At 60.9% G+C, this 14,486-nt stretch carries 9 protein-coding genes; 7 read left to right on the top strand and 2 right to left on the bottom strand.

Going from position 1 to position 14,486, the window contains the following annotated elements; all coding sequences use genetic code 11:
• Positions 1-1,302, bottom strand: a complete 1,302-nt coding sequence (gene fucP, locus ACK8OE_RS03125; protein WP_410271324.1) for an L-fucose:H+ symporter permease — start codon at positions 1,300-1,302, stop codon at positions 1-3.
• 275 nt (positions 1,303-1,577) lie between these two features.
• Between fucP and ACK8OE_RS03120 the strand changes: the two genes are divergently transcribed.
• Together ACK8OE_RS03120 and cdd are read left to right on the top strand one after the other, a co-directional pair.
• A complete protein-coding gene (locus ACK8OE_RS03120; protein ID WP_410271323.1) occupies positions 1,578-2,525 on the top strand; it encodes a Gfo/Idh/MocA family protein in 948 nt (315 codons plus the stop codon).
• Positions 2,526-2,764: 239 nt separating this feature from the next.
• On the top strand, positions 2,765-3,154 hold the full coding sequence (cdd, locus tag ACK8OE_RS03115) for a cytidine deaminase (RefSeq protein ID WP_410271322.1): 390 nt from the start codon (positions 2,765-2,767) through the stop codon (positions 3,152-3,154).
• A 56-nt stretch (positions 3,155-3,210) separates the two neighbouring features.
• Here cdd and pyk read toward each other — a convergent pair whose 3' ends face one another.
• Complete coding sequence (pyk, locus tag ACK8OE_RS03110) at positions 3,211-4,659, bottom strand: pyruvate kinase (RefSeq protein ID WP_410271589.1); 1,449 nt, start codon at positions 4,657-4,659, stop codon at positions 3,211-3,213.
• A 987-nt stretch (positions 4,660-5,646) separates the two neighbouring features.
• Between pyk and ACK8OE_RS03105 the strand changes: the two genes are divergently transcribed.
• From ACK8OE_RS03105 to ACK8OE_RS03085, 5 genes are all read left to right on the top strand, one after another.
• Positions 5,647-8,598, top strand: coding sequence for a TonB-dependent receptor (locus ACK8OE_RS03105; protein WP_410271321.1), 2,952 nt, complete (start codon positions 5,647-5,649; stop codon positions 8,596-8,598).
• 221 nt (positions 8,599-8,819) lie between these two features.
• Complete coding sequence (locus ACK8OE_RS03100; RefSeq protein ID WP_410271320.1) at positions 8,820-10,343, top strand: tryptophan halogenase family protein; 1,524 nt, start codon at positions 8,820-8,822, stop codon at positions 10,341-10,343.
• A 280-nt stretch (positions 10,344-10,623) separates the two neighbouring features.
• Positions 10,624-11,973 (top strand): sugar MFS transporter, encoded by a 1,350-nt coding sequence (locus ACK8OE_RS03095; protein ID WP_410271319.1) that lies wholly within the window; start codon positions 10,624-10,626, stop codon positions 11,971-11,973.
• A gap of 91 nt (positions 11,974-12,064) precedes the next feature.
• The gene (locus tag ACK8OE_RS03090) at positions 12,065-12,982 is read left to right on the top strand and encodes an ROK family protein (protein WP_410271318.1); all 918 of its coding nucleotides are present in this window, start codon (positions 12,065-12,067) and stop codon (positions 12,980-12,982) included.
• Between the two features lie 21 nt (positions 12,983-13,003).
• The gene (locus tag ACK8OE_RS03085; RefSeq protein WP_410271317.1) at positions 13,004-14,470 is read left to right on the top strand and encodes a carboxylesterase/lipase family protein; all 1,467 of its coding nucleotides are present in this window, start codon (positions 13,004-13,006) and stop codon (positions 14,468-14,470) included.
• Positions 14,471-14,486: the final 16 nt, after the last annotated feature.

Here is a 14,486-nt window from a genome sequence, read left to right as displayed (position 1 = left end):
TCAGTGACCGGTCATCTGTACGGGGCCCGTGGCGTCCTTCGGCGCGCGGAAGGCGTAAAGGGCGATCACCGCGAAGCACACCGCCGTGACGGTAAAGGCCGTGCGGATATGGCTTTGATCGGAGATGAAGCCCATCACCGCCGTCAGGACCGCCCCGCCGACAATGCTCATCACCAGCAGCGACGAACCGGTCTTGGTCAGGTTGCCGAGCCCGGCGACCGAGGTGGCGAAGATGGTCGGGAACATGATCGACATGAAGAAGCTGGAGGCCACCAGCGCCCACAGACCGTTTTCACCGCCGCTGACAACGGCAAACAGCATCAGGCCGATATTGACGAGGGCAAACAGGCCCAGAATCAGGGTCGGACGCACCTTGGTCATCAGGCCCGTGCCGATAAAGCGACCGACGGCAAAGGCGATCAGGGTGTAGTAGAGATAGGTGGCTGCCACCTTGTCGGTCAGGCCCATTTCGCTCTGGGCATAGCGGATCATATAGCTCCAGATACCGACCTGAGCGCCGACATAGAAGAACTGCGCCATGACGCCGAACATGAAGCGTGGGCGTTTGAGCAACTGAACGACCGAGCCGAAAAATCCGACCTCTTCGCCGCTGTCTTCGTGCGCGTTTTGCGTGGCGGCCGCCGGGAATTTCGACAGGAAGACCAGCAGGGCCCACAGGAGCACGACGCAGCCAATGACCAGATAGGGCCCCTGCACCGCCTTGACTTCCGAAATGTAAAAGGCCTGACGCGCGGTGTCGGTCATGGCGGTGAGCGCGGTTTCATCGTGTTCGATACCCGACAGGATGAAATGCTGACCGATGAAGATACCGGACAGCGCCCCCAGTGGGTTGAAGCTCTGGGCCAGGTTGAGGCGGAAGGCGGCCTTGTCCGGCGAGCCCAGAACCGTGATCAGCGGGTTGGCGGAGGTTTCGAGGAAGGCCAGACCCGAGGCGATGACGAAAAGTCCGCCAAGGAACCAGCTATACTGGTGATTGTCGGCGGCCGGATAGAAGATGAAGGCCCCGGCGGCGTAGAGCAGCAGGCCCACGACCACGGCGGTTTTATAGCCCAGCTTGCGCATCACAAAAGCAGCGGGCAGGGCCAGCAGGAAATAGCCCATATAGAAGGCCGACTGCACCAGACCCGATTGCAGGTCGGTCAGCACAAAGGCCTTTTTGAACTGCGGAATCAGCACGTCGTTGAGGTTATTCGCCACACCCCAGAAAAAGAACAGGCTGGTAATCAGGATCAGCGGCCACAGGCTTTTCAGGCCCCGGCCCGGCGCGGTTTCGGAGGTCATGTGCGTTTCTTTCCCATTGTGCCCGGATCATGCTTGCCGGGCGTCTTGCGTGCAAGGCACCACATATGAAGTCGGTTGTCAAATATGAAATGCTGCGCGTGGCACGGTGCAAAAAAGCCAGGCCTTTGACAGATCGGGCAGGCGTGATATGGGCGTTGTCAGCAATTGTCCGGGTAATGGCTTAAATTATCATATAAATATTGCCGAAAGCGTTTCGGCCATGATAACGAAGTCGCCCAAGGTAAACTTAGGCCAAATTTAAGCAGGAAGCGTCCATGTTCGGGAAAAAAAAGGTCAAGCCGCTGAAGATCGGTCTGGTGGGGCTGGGCAAGATCGCTGTCGATCAGCACATACCATCGATCCGCGCCAACCCGGCGCTGGAGCTGGTGGCTGGGTGTTCGCCCAATGCCCGCCCGGATGGCGTGACCGCTTACGATTCGCTGGAAGAGATGCTGGCGGCCCACCCGGAAATCGAGGCCGTGGCCATCTGCACGCCGCCGCAAATCCGGCACACCATCGCCAGGCAGGTCATCGCGGCGGGCAAGCACGTCTTCCTTGAAAAACCCCCCGCGGCGACTTTGGGCGAAGCCGAAGCCATTGCCGATCTGGCGCGCGCCAAGGGCGTGACGGTGCTGGCCAGTTGGCATTCGCGCTATGCGCCGGCGGTGGAAACGACCCGCCAATGGATCGCCGGGCGCAAGATCAAATCCATCCACGTCGTGTGGAAAGAAAATGTGCGTCAGTGGCATCCGGGTCAAAAATGGATCTTCGAAGCCGGCGGCATGGGCGTCTTCGATCCGGGCATCAATTCGTTGTCTATCCTGACGCGCATCGTGCCGGAAAAGGTCATCGTCAAAAAGGCTGACCTGCACATTCCGGTCAATTGCGAAGCCCCGATTCAGGTCGAGATGGACATGACGACCGAAAGCGGCGTCGCCATTCGCGCCGATTACGACTTCCTTCAAACCGGTATCCAGACCTGGTCGATCTTCGTTGAGTCCGAAAAGGGCGAAAAGCTGGAACTGAGCATGGGCGGCACGGGCCTGACCATCGACGGCAAGGAGATCATGAAGGAAAAAGAGGCCGAATATCCTGGCCTCTATGCGCACTTCGAAAAGCTGGTGCGCGCGGGTCAGTCGGACGCCGACTTCTCGCCGCTGCGCATCGTCGCCGACGCCATGCTGCTGGGCAAGCGCATCGATGCCCCGGAATATAATGAGTAGGACTTGCTCCCTCCTCCCTGTTGCGCAGCAATGGGGAGGTGCCGAGCAAGCGAAGCGCGTCGAAGCGGAGGGGGGCGACTCCGAGCACTGAAACGCGCTCAAAGGCTTGATGTTATCCCCCTCCGTCAGTCCGCTTCGCGTCCTGCCACCTCCCCACGCTTAAGCGCAGGGAGAAGAAGAAATGTCTGGTACTCTGCTCCCTAATGCGGCAAGCTCTGCGCCCATAAACGGAGCCAGACTTGTCTCACGATCTGTTTGAAGCGGCCAAGGCCGCAGCGGCCTTCAGCCATTCCCCCTATTCCGGTTTTCCCGTCGGTGCGGCCATTCGCACGCCGGATGGGCGTGTTTTCAGCGGCGCCAATGTCGAAAACCTCGCCTTTCCGCAGGGTTGGTGCGCCGAGACCTCGGCCCTGGCGCAGATGATCATGGGGGGCGCGAAACAGGTGGCCGAAATCGCCATCTTCGCCCCCAAAAAAGGTGCCTGTCCGCCCTGTGGCGGCTGTCGGCAGAAGCTGGCCGAGTTTTCCGACGGCTCGGCGCAAATCCATCTGTGCGATGAGGCGGGTGTGGCCCAGACGGTCACGCTGGCCGAGCTTTTACCCATGATGTTCCGCACGGAGCTGAAATAACAAAGCCCGGCGGGTGATCCTGCCGGGCTTTGGTTTTGCGAACGTCCAAACGGTGATCAGCCTTCGAATTCCGGCTCGGTCATGGCCGTGCGGGTCACCTTGGCGACGCGCAGGGCGTTGGTCGAGCCCGATTTGCCGAAGGGCATACCGGCGACGATGACGATGTCCTGACCGGGCTCCGAGATGCCTTCGGTGCGGGCGATCTGATTGGCCACCTGCACGGTTTCCGACATGGAGTGCGTCACCGGCGCGGTCTTGGCGTGCACGCCCCAGGTCAGGGCGAGGCGACGCGCGGTTTCCAGATTGGGGGTCAGACCAAGAATCGGTGCCGTCGGACGTTCACGTGCCACACGCAGCGCGGTGTTCGACGAGTTGGTCAGAGCAACGATGGCCGAGGCCTCGATGGTTTGCGCCACCTGACGCGCAGCCGCGGCGATGGCCCCCGATACGGTCTTTTCCGTTTCCGGGCGGCGGCGATCGGTCTGCATCCGCCAGTCGCCGTCCTTTTCGACGCGGCCGACGATACGGTCCATGATGGTCACGGCTTCGACCGGATACTGCCCCGCCGCCGTTTCCGCCGACAGCATGACGGCATCGGCCCCGTCATAGACGGCTGTGGCCACGTCCGAGGCTTCGGCGCGGGTGGGGGTGGGGGCCGAGATCATGGATTCCAGCATTTGGGTGGCGACGATCACCGGCTTGCCCAGCGCGCGGGCAGCCTTGATGATGCGCTTTTGCGCCAGAGGCACCTCTTCGGGCGGCAGCTCGACGCCGAGGTCGCCGCGCGCCACCATGACGGCGTCGCTGAGGGCGAGGATTTCCTCGAGATTATCCAACGCCTGCGGCTTTTCGAGCTTCGACAGCACCCAGGCGCGGCCATTGATGATGCCCTTGGCCTCGATCACGTCTTCCGGGCGCTGCACGAAGCTAAGGCCGATATATTCGACACCGCGTTGCAGGGCGAATTCCATATCGGCGCGGTCTTTTTCGGTCAGGGCCGGGATCGGCAGGACCACGTCAGGCACGTTGACGCCCTTGCGGTCCGACAGGCGGCCGCCGGTAACGACCACGGTCTCCAGATGGTCTTCGCGCACATGGGTGACGCGCAGCTTCAGCTTGCCGTCATCGAGCAGCAGGTGCGAACCGATCTGCGCCGCCCCGATGATTTCCGGATGCGGCAGGTTGGCGCGCGTCAGGTCGCCGGGGGTGGGATTGAGGTCGAGGCGGAAAGTCTGACCCGGCGTCAGGACGATGGCGCCGCCCATGAAACGACCGACCCGCAGCTTCGGCCCCTGCACATCCGCCAGAATGCCGATCGGACGACCGGTCTTGGCCTCCAGATCGCGGATCAGGTCGATATTGCGGCCGTGGTCTTCGTGGCTGCCGTGCGAGAAGTTGAGGCGGAAGACGTCGGCTCCGGCCTGAAACAGTTGAGCCAGCATGTCGGCATTGGACGAGGCGGGGCCGAGGGTGGCGACCAGTTTGGTGCGGCGGCGACGAAGTATTTTCAAAGGACCAACTCTTCTTGGAACAGGGACGTCAGGCCTTCGCCGGCTCGGATGCGCCGCCTTAAGGCTGTCGTCTTTTGTAACGCCTTATGTGTATCCGAAAGGTGTATTTCGGTCAGAAGGCTTTAACATCCGCGCGTGTCGTGTGGCATTGGGACGGCTCTGGGCGGGCTCTTGTTCCCCCGAACCGCGCGTCTTGGGTTCGTGCAGACCAAAGTCGTGTTCTGTCCTTTGGGTCAAGTCACATTTTGAGTAACAAACCGCCGTGGTTTGACACAGCGGTAAGACGGTTTGCGCCGGTTGACCTTTGAGTCGGCTCTCGATGTCTGTGCCGCACACTCCTTGCGCCGTGTGACAGCGAAAGCGCCTGCCGCCCTCAGGGCGGAAACGAAATTGCAAATAACTCAGACATAAAATCAGCCAAATAGCCCTTTTTTGAGAGCAAGGGGTGGGCTGTATTGTATTTCATAAGAGAAAATACGCAAAGGTTGTGCTGGGGTTCTGAGGCGGCATAAATCGAGTAAAAAATAAAAATTCTATAAATCAGTATATTGAATCCCATCCATATAGTCTGGTTATTGAGGAAGGATTGTTCCTTGAAATCAGGAATGAAAAACGATGTTACGTTCTGCAACTGTGGCGATTATGCAATGGTGAGAACATTACCGCGTTTTCTTGTCATATAATATTAGGCAATCATATGATTTATGATAACGCTATCATCAGAGTCTGGGCCGTAGAGGCGCCTCCTTTCGGGTGGCCTCAACCATAATCCAGACCTGTGCTCAGGCAGGGAAACGCAAAAGCCAGCCATAGTCGCCGTGTTGACCGCAAAGAACCGTCACGGGGTGCGATGAGAGGCTCAATAAGGCCAGTGACGCCAACCTGACCGGACGCACGGGGTGCGCGGTTTGCCATCCCCGGCATAGTGCCAAACGCTTGCGGCTCAAGGAGGGGCCCCGGCGGGACATGAGGGAGACAGTTATGAGACAATCGAAATTCGCACGCCTGTCGGCGGGCGTCTCGGTGATGGCGCTGGGCGTTGCGGTGATGGGCTTTGCCCTGCCCGCCGTGGCCCAGACGACTACGGGTGAGGCCGATGTGACAGAAGTCATCGTCACCGGTCAGCGCGCCCAGATCAAGACGGCCCAGAAGCTGAAAAAAGACGCCGAAGTCGTGGTGGACTCGGTGACTGCCGTTGATATCGGCGCCCTGCCGGACCGTTCGGTGGCCGAAGCGCTGCAACGCATCTCCGGTATCCAGATCCAGCGCACCTCAGCGGCGCGTGACCCCATCCGCATGACCGCCGAAGGCGGCGGCGTGGTGATCCGTGGCCTGACCTGGGTGCGCTCTGAAACCAATGGTCGCGACATCTTCTCGGCCGCCAATGGCCGCTCCTTAAGCTTTGAAGACGTGTCGGCGGACCTGCTGGCCGGGGTCGATGTGTATAAGAACCCATCGGCGGATATGATCGAAGGCGGCATTGGCGGCACCGTCAATCTGCGCACGCGTCAGCCGTTCGACTCGCGCGGCCGCGTGCTGGCCGGTACCTTTGATTCGACCTATGGCGACTTGCAGGAGAAGCGCCAGAATTCGATCAGCGTCCTCTATTCCGACCGCTGGAAGACCTCGATCGGTGAGGTCGGCCTGCTGATCAACTATTCCAATGCCGACTCCGGCAACGAAACCCACGTCATCGGCGTTGACCGCTATAATCAGGTCGGTACGGGCAGCGCGGCGCGCTACATCCCCAATACGCTCGGCTGGCGCATCATCGACTGGGAGCAGAACCGTCAGGCCGGGGCCATCGCCCTGCAATGGCGTCCGAACGACGCGCTGGAATTCAGCCTTCAGGCCTTCAAGTCCAAGGCGACGCCCAAGAATGTCGAATACAATACCGGCTTCTATAACGACTCCGGCGAACTGACCTCGGCGCAATCGATGGCGACCTATAAATACAACAGCCAGGGCGAATTCGTTTCGGGCACCGTCTATGGCGCGGGCATCACCGCCAACACCCGCTATGGCGACGACGTCAAGGAAACCGAAGACGTCAGCCTCAATGCCCGCTGGTACGTCAATGACAAGCTGACCCTGACCGGCGACCTGCAATATGTGAAGTCCACCGCCGACATCCTGTCGAACACGGCCTTCATCCAGTATTGCGCCAAGCGCGTCACGACGGATGCCTGTGCGGCTTCGGACAAGACCGTCGTTTCGATCGACATGAATGGTGAGCTTCCGACGATCCGCATGCTGACCTCAGACACGGCCAACAAGTCCAACTATTATTGGGCAGCGGCTATGGACCACGTCGAAAAGAATGAGGCCAAGCAGTATTCGGCGCGCATCGATGGTCAGTATGAGTTCGACGACAATGGCTGGCTGAAAAGCTTCAAATTCGGGGCGCGTGCCACCGATCGTGACTATCAGACCCGGCAATCGACCTGGAACTGGGGCTATCTCAGCCACCAGTACTGGGGCTCAGGCGGCGGCACCGGCGCGGTCTATCTGGACAAGACCGGCGGCTTCGGTTCGGTCCCGGCCAATCCGCGCCTGCCCGGCCTGTCGGAGCTGGTGACGTTTGACGGCTTCATGGGCGGTCAGACTCCCGTCCCCGGCAATATCTGGTTCCCTTCGGCTGACCTCGTGAAGTCTCCGCAGGGCATGTATAACGAACTGCATGCGGTTCAGAACGCCGGCTGGGGCTGGGCGCCGATCAGCCTCGACGCCATCGGGCCGGAGGGCATCAATAACCAGAGCGAAAAGACGGCGGCGGCCTATGGCCTGCTGCGTATGGGCGGCGACCTCAGCGGCTTTGGCCAGAGCTGGGACGGCAATATCGGCGTGCGCGTCGTGAAGACCGAGGTCGAAACGGCAGGGGCAGTGGTTTCGGCCGCCGACGCCAATTTCGGTCCGGCCTGCGTGCCGTCGGGAGCCGTGACGGCGGAACGCTGTGCGGCCTTTGAAAACGCCCGCCGCTTCAAGGCCACGGCCCTGAGCGGCGTCGCCTTCGGCGGCACCAATGAATATACCGACGTGATGCCCAGCCTGAACCTGCGCTTCAAATATTCGCCGGAGCTTCAGTTCCGCTTTGCGGCGTCGAAGGCCATTGTGCGTCCGGATATGTCGTGGCTGAGCGGCTACACCACGCTTTCGACGGGTCAGTCCACGGGTGATTTCACGCTCAACCCGACGGGGCAGGGCGGCAATCCGTTCCTGAAGCCGGTCGAGGCCAATCAGTACGACCTGACGGCGGAGTGGTATTTCGCCCCGACCAGCAGCCTGACGCTCGCCTTGTTCAAAAAGGATCTGAGCAACTACATCTATGTGCAAAGCACGCCGGAAACCTATACCAATAACGGCGCCAGCATGACGTTCAACGTCAACCGCTATGTCAATGGCTCGGAAAAGGGCGAGGTGTCGGGCTTCGAAATCGCCTATAACCAGTTCTATGACTTCCTGCCGGGCTTCTGGTCGGGCTTCGGTATTCAGGCCAACTACACCAAGATCGACTCGTCGGGTGGCCGCAACCCGGTGGCCAGCGTCACCGACGGCAATCAGGTAACCAATGCCAGCATCAGCGGCCTGCCGCTCGAGGGCATGTCACCGGACAGCTATAACTTTGCCCTGCTGTATGAAAAGTACGGTATCTCAGCGCGCATGGCCTATAACTGGCGCTCCGAATACCTCTACACCACCTCGGCGGCCAATGTGAACCGTCCGATGTGGGCGGGCGATTACGGCCAATGGGACGGCTCGGTCTTCTACAGCCTGACGCCCAAGGTCAAGGTCGGGCTTCAGGCGACCAATATCGGCCGCGACATCGCCTATACGCGCGTGTCGTCCGACGTGGCCAAGCCGCTGGAGACGCAGTACTATTCGGCGACCAAGACCGACCGCCGCGTGGCCCTGATCCTGCGCGCCAGCTTCTAGATCATTATGATTTCTGGTAGAAACATAATGATCTGGATTTTTGTTTAGCCCCTCGCCGGGCGGTGGCTTTGCCACCTTGGCCGCCGCCTCAATGGCGGCTTGAGCGGGATGATTCCAAGAGAAATCATCCCGCTCTAAAGCAGACTAACTGTTAAATCTGTAGGCTCTCCCGTTCTGCGGGGGAGCCTTTTTTATGAGAGAGTAAAAGTGAGGCAGACAGGATGAGCGACGCCATTCGCCGCATTATCATCGCCGGGGGCGGCACGGCGGGCTGGATGTGTGCGGCGGCGCTGCGCAAGGGGCTGGGCCGCACGGTCGAGCTGGTGCTGATCGAATCCGAAGACATCGGCACGATAGGGGTGGGCGAAGCGACCATTCCGCCGATCCGCAAATTTCTGGAGCACGTGGGGATCAACGAACTCGACTTCATCCGGGCGACCGAGGCCAGCTTCAAGCTGGGTATCGAATTCGCCGGATGGGGCACGCCCGACAGCCGCTATTTCCACGGCTTCGGCGATTTCGGCGCGGTGCATGAGGCCGTGCGCCCCTATCAGCTGTGGCGGTTGTTGCGTGAAGCCGGTGACGAAACACCGCTGGAGGCCTGGTCCCTACCGGCGGCGCTGGCGAAGGCAGGAAAGTTCTTTCCGCCCAATCCCGACCCGCGTTCACCCATGCACGATTACGCCTATGCCTATCATTTCGATGCCGGGCTTTTCGCGCGCTTTCTGCGCCGCCATTGCGAAGCTCAGGGCGTGCAGCGGATCAATGCCAAAATCGACGCCGTGCAGGTGCGCCCGGCGGACGGCTTCATCGAGGCGCTGAGGCTCGACAACGGCACAAGCGAGGCGGCGGACTTTTTCATCGACTGCACCGGCTTTCGCGGGCTGCTGATCGAGGGGGCGCTGAAGGCCGGGTTCGAGGACTGGTCCCACTGGCTGCGGGCGGATCGCGCCTGGGCCGTGCCGACCGCGCGCCATGCCGGGGCAGGGATTACGCCCTATACGACCTCGACGGCCCATGCGGCGGGCTGGCAATGGCGCATTCCCTTGCAGCACCGCACCGGCAATGGCCACGTCTTCGCCTCGGCCTTCATGGATGAAGAAACGGCGCGCGACGTGCTGCTGCGCCATCTTGAGGGGCCGGCTTTGAAAGACCCCATGCTGATCCGCTTCACCACGGGTCGCCGTCCGCAGCCGTGGACGAAGAACTGCGTCGCCGTGGGCCTGTCGTCCGGCTTCTTGGAGCCGCTGGAATCGACCTCGATCAACCTGATCCAGAGCGGCATTGCGCAGTTTCTGGAACTGTTCCCCTCGCGACAGGCCGAAGCGGTGCTGCGGCGCGAATATAACCGTCAGATGGGCCTGTCCTATGAGCGGGTGCGCGACTTCATCATCCTGCATTATAAGCTCAATACACGGTCCGAGCCGCTGTGGCGGTATTGCGCCGACATGCCGATTCCCGACACGCTGGCGCACAAGATCGAGCTGTTCAGCGCGCGCGGCGACGCGGTCAGCTACGACTGGGACCATTTTGCCGAACCGAGCTGGATCGCCGTGATGAACGGGCAGGGGCTACGGTCGCGCTTTGCTGACCCTCTGGCCCGGCGGTTGCCGCTGGAGGGCGTGCGCGCCCTGATGACGCAGCGGCGCGACGCCATTGCGCAGGTGGTGCGGCAACTGCCCGCCCATGCGGATTTTATTGCGCAGCATTGTGCGTCTGCGCCCGCCGCTGCGGCCGAATTGTGAGCCAAAAATACGCCTGAGCGCAGAAGCGTCTGGCGCTTTTGCCTGATTGCGTAGTAATGACATCGCTGTCAAAACTGTGGATAATAATGCCGTTATCTTGTCTGACAATTTGACGTGCAAATGAAAGAAATTGTTGGTAAATGGCAGTTTGATCGCCGCCGTTAAATTTTTCGATTGCAAAAGTCCGGATTTGCTGGATTTTTGATATTTGATTTATTTAATCGGTGCGGGCCTAAAAAACGTCTGTGAAAAGTCACTCGCAACCTACAGGTAGGGGTATATGTCTGAATCATCCAGCACCGCCAAAGGCGGCAGCGGTCTAGTACTTGCCGTCGTCTATGTGACCGCGCTCTTTTTTATCTGGGCTTTCGTCACCAATCTGCTCGACCCGCTTCTGAAGGCCATGAAGACGGTCTTCACGCTAAATAACGTCGAAGCCAACCTGACGGGTTCGGCCTTCTTTATTGCTTACGGCGTCATGTCTTTCCCATCGGCAGCCTTTCTGTCGAAATTCGGCTATGCCAAATCCGTCATTCTTGGCCTCGGCGGCATTGTTGCCGGTTGCCTCATCGCTATTCTGGCTGCCAAGATTCAGACCTATCCCGTGTTTCTGGTGGCACTGTTCACCATGGCGTCGGGCGTAACCCTGCTTCAGGTGGCCGCGAATCCTCTGATTGCCTCACTGGGGGCGGCAAAGGACTCGGCTTTCCGCCTTAACTTGTCTCAGGCGTTTAACTCTCTGGGGGCCGCGGCGGGTATGTACTTCGGCGCTCAGTTTTTGCTTGGCGGTGAGATTTTCAAGGAAAATGTCGTTGTTACCGAGCCTCTGCGTCTCGAAACCCTTTCCTTTGTGTCCAACGTCTACCTGCTGATCGCTGTTTCTCTGGCTGTTTTCATCGGAATGATCTGGCTGATCCGTCAGAAGATCGTTGACGCTGCACCGAAGATGGGAACGCTTGTGTCTCCGTTCACCGCCCTGACTTCGAAGTGGGCGAATCTCGGTGCGATCGGTATTTTCCTCTACGTCGGTGCCGAAGTAGCTATCTCGCTTAACCTGTTGTTGTTCCTCGAACAGAAGAACATCTTTGCGCTGGGGGCTCAGGAAGCCGGTAAGCTCATCACCTTCTACATGCTGTTTGCCATGATCGGTCGCTTCGCAGGCTCGGCCATGCTGAAGTTTGTCAAAGGCTATATCCTGCTCGGTATCTTCGCTGTTGGCGCCATGGCGATGTGTCTGGTTGTGATTTTCTCTAATGGTCTGGTTCCCACGAACCTCAATTCGACGATCAATCTTCTGGGTGTTGATCTGCCTCTGACAACGGGCGTCATTCCGGGCTTTGCGGCATTGCTGGTTGGTTTGTTCAATTCCATCATGTTCCCGACCATTTTCACCCTGACCTTGGAACGTTCGACCGCGCCGACCTCGGCCACGTCGGGCCTCCTGGTTTTGGCAATTGTCGGTGGTGCGGCCTTGCCGCCAATCTTCGGTGCGATCACGGATGCTACTGGAAGCCGTAACCTCGGCTTCATCGCGCCGCTGCTTTGCTACGTTTACGTGCTCTGGTTCGCTTTCGTCGCGCCCAAGGCACCGACGCACGCCATCGAAGAAGGCGTGTCGGGCGGGCACTAACCCTGCTGCCGGGCGGTTCGTCACGGGGGCGAACCGTCCGGTTTCTTCAACCATAAAAGACCCCGGCTGAGACACTCCGGGAGACGGGCGTATGCTATATATTGGCGTGGATTTTGGCGGCACCAAGATCGAGGCGGCGGCCTTGTCCGACCGCGGAGACGTTCTGGCCCGCTGGCGTGAGCCCAATCCCGGCGATTATGACGCGGCCCTGCGCCTGGTCAAAAACCTGATCGCGCGGGTCGAAGCCGAAGCCCGTCAGACCCATCCGGATATGGCCAATGCGCCCGCCAGCATCGGCATTGGCTCGCCCGGTTCCGTATCGCCGCGCAGCGGCCTGATGCGCAATTCCAATTCTCTTTATCTGAACGGCCGCACCTTCCGCGAAGACCTTGAGGTCACTCTGGGCCGTCCGGTGCGTCTGGCCAATGATGCCAACTGCCTCGCCCTGTCCGAAGCGATTGACGGGGCCGCCGCCGGGGCGTCCAGCGTCTTTGCCATCATCGTCGGTACGGGCTGCGGCGGCGGTTTGGTGGTCAACGGACAACTGGTCAACGGGGCCAATGGCATTGCCGGCGAATGGGGCCACATGCCCCTGCCGTGGCCGCAACCCGCCGAATATCCCGGTCCCAAATGCTGGTGCGGTCAGCACGGCTGCCTCGAAACCTGGGTTTCAGGCACGGGCTTTGCGCGCGATTTTCAGCAGACGACGGGCCGCGACCTGAAGGGCGAAGAGATCATTACCGCCATGCGTAACGGCGATGCCGAAGCCAAGGCGGCCTTTGAGGCCCTGCTGTCGCGACTGGGGCGCGGTATGGCGGCCATGGTCAATATTCTCGATCCGGACGTCTTCGTTTTCGGCGGAGGCCTGTCCAATGTGCCGGAAATCTATGACGCCCTGCCGGGTCTGATCCGGCCCTATGTCTTTTCCGACGGCTGGGACGCCAAACTGGCACCGGCGCGCTGGGGCGATTCGTCGGGCGTGCGCGGTGCCGCCTATCTGTGGAAATAAGGCTAAACGGACGAGGCGGGCATGAAACGGATAATGTTCGCCTTGGGCCTGTTACTGGCGACGCCTGTTCGGGCGCAGGAAGCCCCGATCGTCCATCTGCCGCAAGGCGATCTGCGCGGTCAGACGCAGGAGGGCATCAGCCGCTTCAAGGCTATCCCTTTTGCCGCGCCCCCCGTCGCCGAAGCGCGCTGGACCGCGCCGCGTCCGCCGCAAGCGTGGGCCGGTGTGCGTGACGCCACCGAGAGCGCGCCTGCCTGCGCACAGGTCTCCTATGGCTGGAACGAAAAGGCCGCGCAGAGCGCTTCGGAAGACTGCCTCTATCTGGAAGTCGCCACGCCGGAGCTGAGCCCGGTCAAGCCCCTGCCGGTCATGGTGTTTATCCACGGCGGGGCCAATCGCGCCGGGGATGGCGCGGGCACCGTCTATTCGGCCTTGCCGTCGCAGGGCGTGGTGCTGGTGTCGATCCAGTATCGTCTGGGGGTGTTTGGCTTCCTGTCGCATCCGGCCCTCAGCGCCGAACAGGGCGGGGCGTCGGGCAACTACGCCCTGATGGATCAGATCGCTGCCCTGACATGGGTGCGCGACCATATTGCGGCTTTTGGCGGCGATCCTCACAATGTCACGCTGTTCGGACACAGCGCCGGCGCACAGGATGTCGGGCTGCTGCTGGCGGCACCCGCTGCGAAGGGGCTGTTTCACAAGGCGATCCTGCAATCGGGCACGCCGCAATTTGGTTTGCCTGCGCGCACCCTGACGCAGAACGAAGCGCTGGGGACCACTTTGGCAAGGGGTTTCAGCGGTGCAAAGCCCGACAGCGCGGCAGCGCTGGCCGATCTGCGCCGGGCCGATGCCCGCGCCGTGCAGGCGGCGGCCGACCGGCTGGATGCGCCTATCGACGACGACAGCTTTATCTGGCTTCAGCCGACCGTGGACGGCAAGGTTTTGCCGCGCGCCCCACAAGCGGTGTTCCGCGCCGGTGAAGGGGCGGATATTCCGGTGATCATCGGGGTATCGGCGCGCGAACTGGGCCTGCATGGCGACCTGAAAAGCCAACTGAAAGCCGCCTTTGGCCCGCGTGCCAGAGCCGCAGCCCGATATTATCGCCAAACGGACCCGGTTCTGGGGCCGCCCGATCTGACGCTGGCTACCGACCTCAGCTTCCGCTGTCCGGCCGACTGGCTGGCGCGGCAACGCACCGCGAAGGGCGGGCAGGTGTGGCTCTATCAGCTTGAGGTCAATCGCCCGGCGGATCAGCCGGTGCACCATGGCTCCGAACTGACCTTTGTCTTCAACCGCCCGCCGCCGGGGGAGGGGCCGGGCTGGCCCGATCTGGGCGCGCGCTGGGTCCGCTTTGCCCGCGACGGCAACCCCGGCGCTGACTGGCCGGTCTATGGGGCCGAGGCCCACAGTCTGCGCCTTATGGCGACCGGGCCACAGGTGGCGACGTATGTGCGCTGGCCCGTGTGCGGGTGGCTTGACAGGCCTTAAATCGATTTCAGTATGC

The sequence above is a fragment of the Asticcacaulis sp. W401b genome (assembly GCF_046503825.1).
Lineage (GTDB): Bacteria > Pseudomonadota > Alphaproteobacteria > Caulobacterales > Caulobacteraceae > Asticcacaulis.
Note: the sequence above shows the minus strand (reverse complement) of the source record. Positions and strands in the feature narration are given on the sequence as shown.